This is a genomic window from Pseudomonas sp. H1_D05 (genome assembly GCF_054682705.1).
Window position 1 is genome coordinate 3,802,542 of sequence record NZ_CP162825.1, and the last position, 14,782, is coordinate 3,817,323.

Here is a 14,782-nt window from a genome sequence, read left to right on the forward strand (position 1 = left end):
CCTCTTGTTTTTATTGTTTGAGGCAGGGTGTTGCACAGTCCCTGTGGGAGCGAGCTTGCTCCGGGCGGCGTTCCGACGAAAGCGGTGTGTCATTCAACAGTGATGTTGACTGACATGGCCTCTTCGCGAGCAAGCTCGCTCCCACAGGGATAATCAGTAATGCTGTTAATGCGCGTGGCAGTCATTGATCGCCGCGCGCTCTTTGCCGCCGAGAATGTTGAACAGCAGGTTCAGCGTCAGCGCACTGAGCGTTGCCATGGCGATGCCGCTGTGGGTAATCGGGCTCATCCACATCGGCAAATGCGCAAAAAACTCCGGACGCACCACCGGGATCAGGCCCATGCCAATGCTCACCGCGACCAGCAACTGGTTGCGCCGGTCACCGATGTCGGCTTCCTGGAGAATCTTGATCCCGGTCGCGGCGACCATGCCGAACATCGCAATCGCTGCGCCGCCGAGTACCGCCGGCGGAATCGACGCCACCAGAAACGCTGCTTTCGGCAGCAGGCTCAACACGATCAGCAAGCCACCGGCAACGATGGTTACCGAGCGGCAGCGCACGCCGGTCATCTGCACCAGGCCGATGTTCTGCGCGAACGAGGAGTGGGTGAAGGTGTTGAAGAAACCAGCGACAAACGAGGCGCCGGCATCACACAGCAAGCCGCGACGCAGCATGCGCGGGCAGACTTCCTGGCCGGTGATCTTGCCCAGCGCGAGGAACATCCCGGTGGATTCAACAAAGATGATCACCACTACCAGGCACATCGACAGAATCGGTGCCAGTTCGAATTTCGGCATGCCGAAATGCAGCGGAGTGACGAACTGAACCCATGGCGCGCTGGCCATGCCGCTCAGGTCGACCATGCCAATTGCGCCGCACAACAAATAGCCAAAGCACATGCCGATCAGGACTGAGATGTTGACCCAGAAACCGCGCATAAAGCGGTGGATCAACAGAATGGTGCCCAACACCAGAGCGGCGATGGCCAGATAAATCGGTGAGCCGAATTGCGCAGCAGCGGCGCCGCCGCCGGCCCAGTTTACGGCCACGGGGAACAGCGACAAACCGATCGAGGTGATGACCGTGCCGGTCACCAGCGGCGGGAAAAAGCGCACGACCTTGGACATGAACGGCGCGATGAGCATGCCGAAGAAACCGGCAGCGATCGTCGCACCGAAGATGCCTTGCAGGCCGATACCGGGCATGCCGGCCATGGCGACCATGCTGCCGACTGCAGCAAAACTGGCGCCCATCATCACCGGCATGCGAATGCCCATCGGGCCTATGCCCATGGATTGCACGATGGTGGCGATACCGGCGACCAGCAGGTCGGCGTTGATCAGGAAGGCAATTTCTTCACGACTCAGGCCAGCGGCCTGTCCAATGATCAGCGGCACCGCGATGGCACCGCCGTACATCAGCAGAACATGTTGCAAACCGACCAGGATCAGTTGCAAAAGGGGCAATCGCTGAATGGCGGGTGCGTCGGGGATGCGCGCTTTGGACAGCTCGGACATGCAACACCTCGGATCTTTTTATTCTTGTGATTGAACAGCTGCCGGGTTGCTCACAGCTGTTTCTTTGCATCAGGTAAAACCGCGTTAAGGCGATTCGCGAGCAGGCTCGCTCCCACAGGAAATGCGCGATCTCTGTGGGAGCGAGCTTGCTCGCGAAGCTTTGTTGCTTAGTTGGTCTGTGCTCCCTGGGCGATCCATGCACCGATCAGGTCACGTTCTTGCTGGGTCATCTGCGTGATGTTGCCCAGCGGCATGATCTGCGTGGTGATGGCTTGCGCCTGGATGCGCGCCGCGTTCTGGCGAATTTGCTCTGGGGTGTCGAACATCACACCGGCAGGCGCCGCACTGAACAACGGGCTGGTCGGTTTGGCCGAGTGGCAAACCGCGCAACGTTCCTGAATCACGTTGTGCACTTTGTCGAAGGCCGGACCTGCGTTGGAGGCTTGCGCCGGTGCTGCTGCAGGGGCTGCGGGTGCAGCAGGTGCCGCCGCTTCAGCCGGTTTCGCGCCACCGCCCAATGCCGTTTCCGGCAGCGGTTGGTACTCGATTTTGGCTGGTGCCTTGGCCACTTCCGGTGCGGTCGACATCGGCGTTGGGCCGGTGACGTAGGCCAGGGTGATCATGCCCACCGCTGCAACCGGCAGAGTCCAGGCAAACTTGTGGCTGTCGTGACGGGTGTTGAAGTAGTGACGCACCAACACCGCCAACACCGCGATCCCGGCCAGGATCAACCAGTTGTACTGGCTGCCATAAGTGCTCGGGAAGTGGTTGCTGATCATGATGAACAGCACCGGCAGGGTGAAGTAGTTGTTGTGACGCGAACGCAGCAAACCTTTGGCTGGCAGCGCCGGATCCGGCGTGCGGTTCTCGGCAATTGCGGCAACCAGTGCACGCTGTGCCGGCATGATGATGCGGAACACGTTACCGACCATGATGGTGCCGATGATCGCGCCGACGTGCAGGTACGCACCACGACCGCTGAACACTTTGCTGAAGCCATACGCTGCGCCAATGATCAGCACGAACAGAATGAAGCCAAGCAGAGCAGGGCGTTTGCCCAGTGCCGAGTCGCACAGGAAGGAGTAGATGAACCAGCCGAGGAACAGCGAGCCGATACCGATGGCCACGCCTTCAGGGCCGCTCAGGGTGCTGCCCGGAGCCAGCAGGTAGAGCGTTGGATTGGAGTAGAACACCACGCACAGCAGCGCGATACCCGACATCCAGGTGAAGTAGGCTTCCCATTTGAACCAGTGCAGGTTCTCCGGCATCGCCGGTGGGGCCAGTTTGTATTTTTCGAGGTGATAGATACCGCCACCGTGGATCGCCCACAGGTCACCGGCCAGGCCGGTTTTCGGGTTGACGCGGTTGAGGTTGTTCTCCAGCCAGACGAAGTAGAACGACGCGCCGATCCAGGCCACGCCAGTAATCATGTGAACCCAGCGCACGCTCAGGTTCAGCCATTCCAACAGATGTGCTTCCACAGTCTTTACCTCTCGCCTGTCACTCTTGTTGTCGAGTGATCAGACCTTCTCTTATTGGTGGGGGGCGAGGATCAAACGCTCATCCTCTTTGAAAAAATGCTCATCGCAGTTATTGCCTGTGCCACTGCGATCAACCACCAGGAAGTCATCCCGCTTTTCGATCGTCAGCACCGGATGGTGCCAAACGCCGCGATGGTAATTAATGCCCTGCCTGCCGTTGGTGACGAAGGCGCGGACCAAGCCTGATACAGGTTCATCGCCAACTGGCGCGACCACGATCAGAAAGGGATTGCCGAGCAGCGGAATGAAAGCCTGGCTGCCCAGCGGATGGCGTTCCAGCATGCAAACGGTCAGCGGCATGTCCTGCGCGTCGGCGCGGAAGATGCTGATGATCGCGTTGTCCTCAGGCTGAGCGGTTTCGACCGTCGCCAGTTTATGGAAGCGCATGGTCGAACCGTTGTTGATCATGAAGTGATCGCTGCCGTCGGTTTCGATCACGTCACCGAAAGGGGCGAAGGCTTCTTTGCTCAGCGGTTCAATCGTTAGTGTGCGCATGCTGTTCTTCTTATCCGAATTCTGTGTTGACTGTTCTGACGCCTTCGCGAGCAGGTTCGCTCCCACCTGTGGAATGCAATCCCTTGTGGGAGCGAGCTTGCTCGCGAATGGGTTCAACCTTATTTAGCGACCTTGCCCAAAACGCGCAGGCGACTCACACCACCATCCGGGAACACGTTCAGGCGAATGTGGGTGATCGGGCCCAGCGCCTTGATCTGCTCGACGAAGGTGTGTTCGGCGTGCATTTCCAGCTTCTGGCTTGGCAGCAGTTCACGCCAGAACAGCGACTGGGTTTCGATCTGGCTGTCAGTACCACCTTTGACGAACGCACCCTGGATCGAGCAAGTGTCCGGGTAGTTGCCTTTGAAGTGCAGGGTGTCGACGACGATCTTCTCGATCTCGCCCGGGTGACCCAGCGCGACGATGACCCAGTCATTGCCTGGCGTGCGACGACGTGCAGTTTCCCAGCCGTCGCCCATGTTGATGCCACGGCCCGGGTTGAGGATGTTGCTCATGCGGCCGAAGTGTTCGTCGGAGCAGGCGAGGGCGCGGCCACCATTCAGGGCTGCTGCCAGATCGACTTGCTCGTTGTCACCCACAGCGGACCAGTCGCGGAACGGAATGCCGTACACGCGCAGACGGGCGACACCGCCGTCCGGGTAGATGTTGAAGCGCAGGTGGCTGAACGCTTGGTCGTTGCTGATTTCGTGGTAGTGGTGGCTGTTGCCCTGCAGCTCGACGGCCGACAGCACTTCAGTCCACTGGGTGTTTTCATCAGGCTCGCCCGACGCCAGGAAGCACGCTTCCAGAGAGGCCGATGGCGGGAAGTTGCCGGTGAAGAATGAAGTATCGATGTCCACGCCTTTGATCGAGCCCGGTACGCCCAGACGGATTACGGCGCTGTCGAAGCCTTCGAAGCGCTTGCGGCGTGATTCCCAGCCGTCCATCCACTTGCCGTTGTCATCGAACACGCCCTCCTTCCATACGGCCGGGGTCGGTTGGAACAGACGATTGGCGTCTGCGAACCAGTCATCGGTGACCGAAATGATTTTGGTGCCCAGACGGGCATCGGCCAGGTTGACGAATTTTTCGAAAGGTACGGCGTAAGCTTTCATTCTTCTTGTCTGCCTTTAAAAAAGTGGCTGGGGATGCTTGCAGGACCCTGGGTACTCTCCGCGTTTGATGTACTCGGGTCAGGCTTGCTAAAGAGTCAGTAAACGGAACAGGGCGATCTTGTTGATCTCCGCCAGCGCGCATTTGAACTCGGTGTCTTGCGAGTTGTGAATGCGCGTTTCGAACGCCGCGAGGATCTGATGCCGGTTGCTGCCTTTTACCGCCATGATGAAGGGAAACTTGAACTTGGCTTTGTAGGCGTCGTTCAGCTCGGTGAAGCGCTGGAACTCTTCGGCCGTGCATTGGTGAATACCGGCGCCAGCCTGTTCATTGGTGCTGGCTTCGGTCAGTTGGCCCTGGACGGCCGCTTTGCCGGCCAGGTCCGGGTGAGCGTTGATCAGCGCAAGCTGGCTGGCGTGATCGGCGCTCAACAGGATGTCGCTCATGCGCTGGTGCAGGGTTTCGATCTCGTCGATCGAAGCGTCCGCACCCAGGTCGTAGGCCTTCTCGGCCACCCATGGCGAATGTTCGTAGATGTCGGCGAAGGCGTTGACGAAAGCGTCGCGGCTCAGGGTCGACGGTTGCAGGGTTTGAAAGCGGCTCATTTCGCGGCCTCTTGGTACGGGTGGGTTTCGTGCCAGTGACGCGCGATGTCGACGCGACGGCTGAACCACACCTGTTCATGACTTTTGGCGTATTCGATAAAGCGTTTGAGCGAAGCGAGGCGACCCGGACGGCCGATCAGGCGGCAGTGCAGACCGATCGAGAGCATCTTCGGCGCTTCGGCACCTTCGGCGTAAAGCACGTCGAACGCGTCTTTGAGGTATTCGAAGAAGTCGTCACCCTTGTTGAAACCTTGCACCTGGGTGAAGCGCATGTCGTTGGTGTCGAGGGTGTACGGGATCACCAGATGCGGCTTGCCGGTCGGGTTGTTCGGTTCCCAGTAGGGCAGGTCATCGTCGTAAGTGTCGCAGTCGTAGAGGAAACCACCTTCTTCCATGACCAGGCGACGGGTGTTCGGGCCAGTGCGGCCGGTGTACCAGCCCAGTGGGCGCTCGCCGGTGATTTCGGTGAGGACGCGGATCGCTTCGAGCATGTGCTCGCGTTCCTGCGCTTCGTCCATGTACTGATAGTCGATCCAGCGGTAGCCGTGGCTGCAGATCTCGTGGCCGGCCTCGACCATTGCACGGATCACATCCGGGTGGCGCTGAGCGGCCATGGCCACGGCGAAGATGGTCAACGGAATGTCGAATTCCTTGAACAGTTTCAGAATCCGCCAGACGCCGGCGCGGCTGCCATACTCGTAAAGCGATTCCATGCTCATGTTACGCGCGCCTTGCAGCGGCTGAGCGGCAACCATTTCGGAGAGGAAGGCTTCGGATTCTTTGTCGCCGTGCAGGATATTGCGCTCGCCGCCTTCTTCGTAATTGAGTACGAACGACAGAGCGATGCGGGCATTGCCCGGCCAGTGTGGGTGAGGAGGGTTACTGCCGTAACCGATCAGGTCGCGTGGGTAGTCAGCGCTCACTGCAGTCTTCCTTCTTATTCGTTGACAGATGGGTGTGGCGGCCTGGCAGGCTGGCGTCACAGCGATGGGCTGATTGTATACAACTTTATTCGCAATTTGTAAGCCTGAATTTTCGCATTTTTCGCCGACTGTCATCTTTTCCTGGTATTGGCGTGAGCCTGCAAGAAACCTGCCTGACCAGTCAGTTAATGGATAGGAGGTGCAATGTATAGGCGTGTTGCTGGCAGAACGCGGGGAAACCCCCGATTGGCGGGGGTGGTGTGAAAAATGTCGTTTTTATTGTGTACAATTTTTTTGAAAAGTGTCTTAATCAGTCGCTCGCCGCAGCTTTTCGTGCTCCGAATCGGTGCGGTCTCCTTTTTATCTGACTTCGGGAGGCGCGAGGTCTGACTGCTTCCACGCAGGCAGGCGCGCAGAATCAATGGGACGTTTGACAACACACGTTTTGGACGCTGCACACGGTTGCCCGGGCAGTTCGATCAAGGTCGAGCTGTACCGCGTTGAAGGTTCGCACCTGGAATTGGTCGCCAGTGCGATAACCAACAGCGATGGCCGGGTCGATGCGCCGCTGCTGCAAGGCGATGATTATCGTACCGGGGTTTATCAGGTTCAGTTCCACGCTGGCGATTACTACCGCGCCCGCGGCGTTCAGTTGCCGGAGCCGGCATTTCTGGACGTGGTTGTACTGCGCTTCGGCATCTCTGCCGAACAGGATCACTACCACGTGCCATTGCTGATTTCGCCTTACAGCTATTCCACGTACCGGGGCAGCTGACCCCCAAGCAGCTGCCCCCCACCGGGAAGCGACTGCGCATATAGCTTCTTTGGTCTTTCGCCCGCTCACACTGCGGGCTTTTTTATGCCTGAGTAATCTGCCCGCCTGTGCTGCAGAGAACTCCGGAGCTCATCAGCTGTGTCGGGTGACAATAAGGTTATGTTCGTGAGTGGGGAGAGGCTCGTTGGTGCCCAGCAAAAAAACGATTCTGTTGGTGTGCAAATGCACCATCAGCTCGTCTTTGACCTGTACGTCCATGTTGTCGACAAAGACTCTTTTCTTCAGCCAGGCAACTGGATCAGCGAGAAAAACAGTGTTGTTTTGAATCCTGTCCATGAACAGGATGAAAACAGGATCAACCCCCGTTCGCTTGATCAATAAGGCATTCCCCTGGTTGGCGCCGAAATCATGGGCAATGGAGTAGCCGTGTGCGCTAAGAAGATCTTTGAACAGTGTTCGCGTTGTTCGGCGACCCCTTTGGTGTTGCGAGCCGGAGAACAGTTTCGGGTTGAAGTCGATTCTTCGCAGACCTTCAGCGGAAGGTAGCGGCATACGCATGTAGCCATTTACGTCAGTCGCAAGCGGCGTGAGGAGCATCAGCGGGTCGCTCAAGTCTTGACGAGCGACTCTGTTATCGCCCGTGAAAATAGAGCGATTTTCCCAGTACTTGAACGTCTCGAACAATGCACTGATCCCGGACCCTGTCATTTTCTCGGAGTGATTGGCTCGATTGAACATCTCCCGTGCGGCTTTACTTGCAGAGTGATCGGAAAGATAGGGGAACTGATCGCTGACATATTGAGTCAGGCTTTTCTCAAATGGCCGACTCTCCACGATTCTCCATGCCTGACTGCCATGCCCCGTATTGCCCTCCCACTTCACCGCCGCCCTGGGTTGCAACTCAGGATTGCTCAGCAGCAACTGTTCGAAAGCATCGAAACGAGTAGCAGAAAACTGTGGCGGCTTGATGAAGGCAAAGGCGTCAATGGCGTGGCTCGGCTGGTCAAGTATCGCAAAGTGCTTGCCGCCGATTTCGATGGAGTCGCCGGCTGACGGTTTCGTCGTGGTTCCCCAGCCTTTCCATAATTCACTGATGCCCATGAGTACGAAGGGATTGAGAGGATCACTGTCTTCTGGCAGTCGAGGGCGTTTACTTGGGCTCGGGCCGGGCTTTTCCGACCGGGGCAGGGCACGGGAACTGCCTGCTTGTGGAGCTTGTTGTGTATCTGTTGTCGTCTGCAATTTACGGCGCCAGACGAATTGCCCGGGAATCTGCTCGAACGCTATATCCGGCACATTGATCGTTGTTGCTGAAGCCAGTTTGTATTCGCCTTGTTCGTTCCTGCGAACCAGAACGGTTCCTTCGGCGATATCGACATAGGTTTTCCCACGCGGCCCTTTGCGAATACCGTCCAGGGACTCCCGCGCGGCAGGCAGAAGGGTCGCCAGGTGCGGGTCGACGAGGATGATCGCTTGTAGTGGTTCGGCAGTCCGTGGCTGCGCAGACAGACTCCTCTGTCTGGAGTGAGCCGCGTACCACTGTGCCTCGATGCGCCAACGTGACTGGCCGTGGATTTTTTTCAGAATGGGTGGTGTCACGCCCGGAGCCGCGGGCCAGGGAATCTGGTAGTGACCGGCGGTGTTGAGTTCAACCCGGTAATGCCGGCCGTCTTCCAGGTGCGCGTAAATCTGGCCGCCCGGGGCCACGAATAACCCGTCGACGGATTTGTGCGGCTGTAGAAGAGCGGCTTGTAATACCGGCAGGGATATCTCGGCCAGTCTGGCATTGGTTTCGGTGAGCAGCGGATCCGTTATGTAACTCACCACCACGCGTGGGGCGCCTGCCATTTCACTGCCAGACGTACCGGCAGTGGAAGTGTCGGGCAGTTGTTTCGTACCTGGCGCAAAAATGTCAGAACCCTGGGTGTTTTTGAGGCTGCCATTGCCAGCGGCAGATCTGTTGATCGCCGAGGTGTCGGGCGAAGCAGGGCGGACTGTAGTCTTTGTGGGTTTGGTCATTTGAAGTATCTCTAAGCTGTTCATGTTTTTTGGTTGACTGTCCTGCGCGGTCATTGGTCTTTGAAAATGAACAGCGTTGTCTGCCCCAGAACATCTGTCTGGGTGCCGCCGAGCAGGTAGCTGATCTTTTTTTCTGTGCGGTAAGTCGACAAAGGCTTTGATTCGCTGCTGGATGTTTGCAGCACGACTTCATTGTTCTCAAAACGCTCAGGCCGAAATCGCTGCAGGCGCCCGTCGTTAAGAGGTGGCAGTTTCAGTACGAACACGTGATCGATTTTCTCGCGGTGAAACAACAATTCGTTTTCCGCAAGCGTGTTTGTCGGGTTGCTCACCACGTAACCGTCATCCTCCAGAATCTGCCTGAACAGCCTGCGCAGATTGGCCGCAGTGGGCGTCGTGGCGTACTCGTTCCAGTGGCGAGAGAAGCGCCCGGGATCAAAATCCAGGCGCATCAGGCCTTCACCCAGCGAAGCAGGAATCGCCAAGGTGGGTTCCGGTCCGGACAGAGGGCGCAACATGAGGAGCGGGTCGGCCAGCTCTCGATTCGGTGCTCTGCGCCGATCCCTGTTGGCCCAGTAACCAAACACCTGGTTCATCAGCGCCAGACCAGGGGCAATGATGATTTCCGATCGGTTCGCCTGATTGAACATGGCCCGGGCGAGTGAATTGACGGATTGATCCGACAAGTACTTGAAGGTTCTGGCGATGTACCGGGTGATCGGCATTTCGAAGGGCACGACACTGTCGAGGACCGTCCATTGGTGGTTTTGTTTAACCGCCCACTTGGGCTGCAGCGACGGGTTGTCCCGCAGCATGTATTCGAAGGCGTCATACAGGGCGGGCGAGAACAACGGATGCTGCAGGTAAACCAGTCGCGGGTTGGCATTCAGGTCTTGTTGCATCACCCGGTAATACTGCCCGTCGATCTCGATATGCTGACCCAACGCTGGTCGGACACGGTGTCCCCAGTTTCGCCATAAACCGAAACTCAAGTTGATCGCGTCAGGGTTGTCCGAGAGCAGGCTTTCGGTCAGCGCCCGGGTGGCGTCTGTCCCTTCTTCCTGATGCGGGCGTTTGCTGGGGCCGGCCATGGGGTCCGACGTCTCGGTCGAGGTTTTGCGTTTTTCCTGCGGCGGGCGTTGCGCAGGCAAATCGGTTAGCCCGGTCTTGCGGCGCCACAGTCGCGTCCCGGGAATCTGTTCGAACAATAGAGCGGATACTTCGCGCGCCGTCGCGGAGGTCTGCTGATAGTGACCGTTGGCGTTTTTACGCACCATGACGGTTCCTTCTGCGGTATCGATATAGGTTTTTCGGTGCTTGTCGTAGCGAACGCCGTCCAGTGTTTGCAGGCGGGGGGAGAGCAGGGCGGCGGCATCGGGGGCGAGGTAGATCGGCTGTTCCCCGGGGTTACGTTCAGCGGCTGCAGCTGGCCCGTCATTGTCTGGGTTGTGCGCCAGCCAACTGGGTCGTTCGAAGGTCCAGACTGGCTGGCGCTCGGTTTTGATCAGGAAAGGACCCGCCAGATGCGGAGTGAAGTTGAAGGGAATCCGGAAGCGGCCATCGTGATGGATTTCGACCAGCAGATGCCCCGCATTTTCAACATGGGCGTACAGTTTTCCCTCCGGGCTGGTGAACAATCCGCTGTCGGGATCCAGCCGTTGTAGCAGGTGCACTTGATCGGCAGGCCAGCTGATGGCGCGCAGAGCGGCCGCTACCGACACGGGGTAGACGGCAGATGCCTCGTGGACCTGCACTGGCTGTTGACGCCCGGAATTGCTCGGCAGGTCTGCAGAGGATGGCGTGGTTTCGCCGGGGATTCTGGGGACAATGCCAGCGGCATTTGGGCGTGTGTCAGGCGCAATAACACCGGCCACACGCTTTGGTGGTTTGACCATTAACTGAATCTCTTGATTTGGATTGTGGGTGTGCAGGTGTCCGGACTTGCGGACGTACCGTTCAGGCGTTCAGCAGCGGCTCAGCCCTCTCTCACAATGAACAGCGTCGGGTAATCAGCGGATATGGGTTGTATACCCCCCACCAGATGGATGACTTCGGTGTGAGCCAACTGGCTCTCCAGCATCTGTTTTTGCGACACGCTGAGCCTCGTCAGATAGGCGGGGTCGATGAGTTCGGTACCTGCGGGTGTGGTGCGAGTAACCTGATTGCCAGCGATGGGTGGCAGCTTCAACACGAATAGAGCGGCAACGCCCGGGCGGTAAAAAATCAATGCACCTTCACTGAGTCGGTGCGTGGTCGGATTAATGCTGTAGCCGTTGTGTTGCAGGATGGTCGCCATCAATCCGCGCAGGTTTCCTGGCGTCGGCGCTGCTGCATAGGAGGCCCACTCCTGAGGAAACCGTTGTGGGTCGAAATCCAGGCGCTGTAATACGGCTGAGTTGTGCGCAGGCAGTGTGAGCAAGCGGCCGCCTGCCAGATGGCCGGGCGATGTCGGCAGTTTTGGCAGCATCATCAAAGGGTCCGCCAGTCCGTGTAGCGGGGGCTCGTGATTTACCCTGTCCAGCCAATGGCGGAAGGTCAGCGCCATCGCCGAAAGTCCATGGGCGTTGATGCCCTGAGGCAGTGAAAGCCGATCGAATACCGCCCGCGCGAGGTTGCTGGTCGCCTGCTCGGACAGATAGTTGCAGGCGGCGGAAACATATTGAGTGGCGGACATTTCGAACGGTGGAGCGTTGTCCAGAACCTTCCATTGGCCTTCGCGTTTCAGTGCCCATTTCGGTTGGCGCGAAGGCTCGTGACGCAGCATGTTTTCGAACGCGTCATAGCGGTCCGGTGCAAATCCCGGGTGTTGCAAATAGACCAGTTCGGTATCGGCACTGACACCTTGCGTGACGATCCGAAAGTGTTGCCCGTCGATCTCTATCGACTCGCCTGAATCGGGTTTTGTGGACTTCCCCCAGTTTCTCCACTGACCGGCGGAAAGATCCAGGGCGACGCCCGGCTGAGCTAACAGATGTTCGACCAGCGTGCTGGTACCGGTCGCAACATGGCTCTGTTCGTCCAGGCGTTGGCGCTTGCTCGGGCCGGGTACGGCATCGGGCATTTCGGTGGACAGTGGATTGATTACGGCTGGGTCGCCTTGCTGCGGCGTGTCGATTTCACGCCAGAGTTTTGTCCCCGGAATCTGTTCCACTCTTTGTCCCGTCGGGGTTGATTCCCCGGCATGTGTCTGTCGCCAGCCTTCCGCAGTTTTGCTCACCATGACTATGCCGCCGAGCATTTCGACGTAGGGTTTCTTGCGTTTGTCGTAGCGAAACCCTTCTTCAGTGCCTGGTTGCAGCTTCAGTCGGGTTGCTGATTCGGGGTCGATATAGACCGGATGCGCTGGCCTTTCGCTGCTGGAAGCACCGGCCAGCGCAGACGGTCCGGTTTCGATGGATTGCTGCCTCACCCAGTCAGAGGTTCGCGCTTCGCTCAATTGGCGATGCCGGGTAAACGGACGACCGACGATGACGCTGGGGCGGTCGGCGGGCGCTTCTGGCAATGCGTGTGATGAAGTGGCTTCGGTGTGGGGAGTGGAATGACCCGGTTCACCGGGAAGTGCTGCCAGTGGAACAGGTAAAGGATTGGTTGCCCGGCCAGACGGCTCCGGTGACGCCGTGCGAGGAATTTTCCTGGGTGGTTTTGCCATGGACTTGCTCCGATGAATCGCTGATCAGTGATGCGGCCGGATATTCGGGAAGCGGATTCGATGTGCAATTGCGCGGCATCGTGTTTGCCCGACCCATTGGCTTCAAAGGCGTGATGTTCGGCAAAAACTCGCCACGGCGTGCGGTATATATGTATGGCGATGAGGGTAAGTGCTGCAGGGTGTTTCGAGGCGTTCGAAAGTCATGCCGACTCGCGCCGGCAGGGCCGGTGCGAGTCGTAGCGGGATCTCAGCGCTCCCTGAGCACGAACACCGAATCCGGAGTCGACTCAACCTTCAATACGCCCCCGATGAGCCAGACCACTTTGTTTTCCATGGTCGCGGTGGCCAGGGCGTGAAACGCCTCGTTGCCTATCCTGGCCGGCAGGCTGGGTTCTGCCAGTTCATTGCCCGGGGTGTGGGACAGGCCGACATGATCCACCACACCCAGTTTCATGAAATAAATCCGCTCACTGGTTCCGCGCCTGAATACCAGCGTTGGCATGCGGTGTTCGTATGTCAGGGGAAATATGTCATAGCCGCTGCGAACCAACAGGGCGCCAAGCAGGCGTCTGAGGTTCAGATCGGTCGGGTAGGTTTTGTAGTGGTTCCACTCGACGGGAAAATGCTTGGGATCGAAGCTGAGTCGTTGCAGTTCGCCGTCGACCTGGGAGGGTATGCGGATGAGTTTTTTTCCGTTGAAATCGATGGCGGGTGCCACTGCCAGCATGTTCAGCGGGTCGGCATACGCAGGTGCGCTGGGAAATGGCCGTTGTTTCCACTGATGCAGGACTGCCTGAATGTTGACCAGCCCGGTGCCGGTAATCGTCGGTGTGTTGTCCGCGAGTTCGAACAGCCTTCTGGCGACGGCCCGTGCCGTGTCATCAGAGAAATCAGGGAATGTCTTGGCTACCGACTGCGAGATCGGTTCATCGAAGAAACGTTTTCCAGGGTGTATTTCTCCCGGATCGTTACCGATGCGAAATGTTGCAACAGGCTGCATCGAGGGCGCCGTACGGAGCATTTGTTCAAACGCATCGAAGTGTGTTGGCACAAAGTCAGGATGTTGCACAAAGAAGACTTTGGGGTTAGGGGTGGAACCCTTCGGCACCACCGGATAATGAAACCAGCCGAGCTGCACCGACTCCACCTGCGCGGGTTTGTTCAGATGGCCCCAGGGTAGCCAGAAAAACGGTGTCTGCTCGGCTGGAGCGCTGGCGTCGAAGGTTATTGGTGCTAGTGGTTGTTCGGGGACGTTGACCCGCGCGCGTTTGCTTGGGCCGGGTTGCGGTTCGTCTGCTTCGGCCATTGGCCGCGACCTGCCTGCAGCGGGATGGTCGGGGGTTGGCAAGTGCGGATGCTTGCGGCGCCAGAGCACCGTTCCGGGAATCTGTTGAAAAAATACATCGGGCAAGTCTCTGTTTGTAGTCGAGGTCAGTTGATATTCACCTTGCTGGTTTTTCCGAACCATGACTGTGCCGTCTGCGGTATCGACGAAGGTATGTTTGAGTTTGTTGTATCGGAGTCCCCCCGTTGAGAGTTCTGCTCTGGTCAGTGTTTTTGCGTCATCGGGCGCAAGGTAGGAGAGGGACGGTGGCGTGGCAGGGGTGTCGGGGCGAGACTGTGTTGATTGCCAGCCGGGGCGCTGGATGTGCCAGCTGGCCTGGCCTTCAATCCTGGTCAGTACCGGGCCGGGAACACCCGGTGCAAAGGTCAGCGGAACGTAATAGTTGCCTTGCAGATCCCGTTCGACGACAAACCGGCCTTCGTTGCCGATTTGCGCGTAGGTTCGTTGATCCGGGCCGGTGAACAGACCCGTGTTTTCTCCGCTTGGTATCAGCTCGTGCAATCGATCCTGTGGCCAGGCGATTGCACTGCGGGCGGCACGGTAGGTATCGGGCATATCACTGACGATGACGGCGGGCGGGCGAGTGGTGGCGATACCGGGAGGTCCCGTGGTCGCGTCGACGCCCGGCAGCGCCGGGTCAGGCAGGTTTGCAGTGACGCGAGTCCCCGAGCCTGGCTGTGCAGGTCTGGTTGTAACAGGGGTATCTGCTGCCACTGTCACAGGAACTTTTTTGGGTGGTTTGGCCATGTGAAGTTACTCGTTGAGTGATGATGCGCGGGCACGTAAGTGCCTCAGCGCA

The 14,782-nt window shown here is 58.3% G+C and carries 11 protein-coding genes; 1 reads left to right on the top strand and 10 read right to left on the bottom strand.

The features are described 5' to 3' along the window. Nucleotides 1–165 precede the first annotated feature (165 nt). The 6 genes from AB4O11_RS17210 to puuE form a co-directional block, all read right to left on the bottom strand. Nucleotides 166–1,518, bottom strand: a complete 1,353-nt coding sequence (locus AB4O11_RS17210; protein ID WP_099758423.1) for a nucleobase:cation symporter-2 family protein — start codon at nucleotides 1,516–1,518, stop codon at nucleotides 166–168. Nucleotides 1,519–1,685: 167 nt separating this feature from the next. Further along, nucleotides 1,686–2,999, bottom strand: a complete 1,314-nt coding sequence (locus AB4O11_RS17215; protein ID WP_194934498.1) for a urate hydroxylase PuuD — start codon at nucleotides 2,997–2,999, stop codon at nucleotides 1,686–1,688. A 51-nt stretch (nucleotides 3,000–3,050) separates the two neighbouring features. After that, on the bottom strand, nucleotides 3,051–3,554 hold the full coding sequence (locus AB4O11_RS17220; protein WP_034151759.1) for an ureidoglycolate lyase: 504 nt from the start codon (nucleotides 3,552–3,554) through the stop codon (nucleotides 3,051–3,053). A gap of 119 nt (nucleotides 3,555–3,673) precedes the next feature. Continuing rightward, on the bottom strand, nucleotides 3,674–4,669 hold the full coding sequence (gene alc / locus AB4O11_RS17225; protein ID WP_007913974.1) for an allantoicase: 996 nt from the start codon (nucleotides 4,667–4,669) through the stop codon (nucleotides 3,674–3,676). An 87-nt stretch (nucleotides 4,670–4,756) separates the two neighbouring features. Next, nucleotides 4,757–5,272, bottom strand: coding sequence for a 2-oxo-4-hydroxy-4-carboxy-5-ureidoimidazoline decarboxylase (gene uraD / locus AB4O11_RS17230; protein WP_064391195.1), 516 nt, complete (start codon nucleotides 5,270–5,272; stop codon nucleotides 4,757–4,759). After that, nucleotides 5,269–6,195, bottom strand: a complete 927-nt coding sequence (gene puuE / locus AB4O11_RS17235) for an allantoinase PuuE (protein ID WP_099758426.1) — start codon at nucleotides 6,193–6,195, stop codon at nucleotides 5,269–5,271. The genes uraD and puuE overlap by 4 nt, the downstream gene beginning before the upstream one ends. A 421-nt stretch (nucleotides 6,196–6,616) precedes the next feature. On the opposite strand from puuE, the gene uraH reads away from it, so the two are divergent. Beyond that, nucleotides 6,617–6,970 carry a hydroxyisourate hydrolase gene (uraH, locus tag AB4O11_RS17240; protein WP_003223171.1) on the top strand — a complete coding sequence of 118 codons (354 nt, stop codon included), beginning with the start codon at nucleotides 6,617–6,619 and terminating at the stop codon, nucleotides 6,968–6,970. 132 nt (nucleotides 6,971–7,102) lie between these two features. Here the strand turns inward: uraH and AB4O11_RS17245 are convergent, their stop codons facing one another. The 4 genes from AB4O11_RS17245 to AB4O11_RS17260 all read right to left on the bottom strand — a co-directional run bounded on the left by AB4O11_RS17245 (nucleotide 7,103) and on the right by AB4O11_RS17260 (nucleotide 14,730). Continuing rightward, nucleotides 7,103–8,989 carry a hypothetical protein gene (locus AB4O11_RS17245; protein ID WP_460127588.1) on the bottom strand — a complete coding sequence of 629 codons (1,887 nt, stop codon included), beginning with the start codon at nucleotides 8,987–8,989 and terminating at the stop codon, nucleotides 7,103–7,105. 50 nt (nucleotides 8,990–9,039) lie between these two features. Next, the gene (locus AB4O11_RS17250; protein WP_460127590.1) at nucleotides 9,040–10,884 is read right to left on the bottom strand and encodes a response regulator; all 1,845 of its coding nucleotides are present in this window, start codon (nucleotides 10,882–10,884) and stop codon (nucleotides 9,040–9,042) included. 80 nt (nucleotides 10,885–10,964) lie between these two features. Then, the gene (locus AB4O11_RS17255) at nucleotides 10,965–12,638 is read right to left on the bottom strand and encodes a hypothetical protein (RefSeq protein WP_460127592.1); all 1,674 of its coding nucleotides are present in this window, start codon (nucleotides 12,636–12,638) and stop codon (nucleotides 10,965–10,967) included. Between the two features lie 247 nt (nucleotides 12,639–12,885). Next, on the bottom strand, nucleotides 12,886–14,730 hold the full coding sequence (locus AB4O11_RS17260; RefSeq protein ID WP_320337258.1) for a hypothetical protein: 1,845 nt from the start codon (nucleotides 14,728–14,730) through the stop codon (nucleotides 12,886–12,888). Nucleotides 14,731–14,782 lie beyond the last annotated feature (52 nt).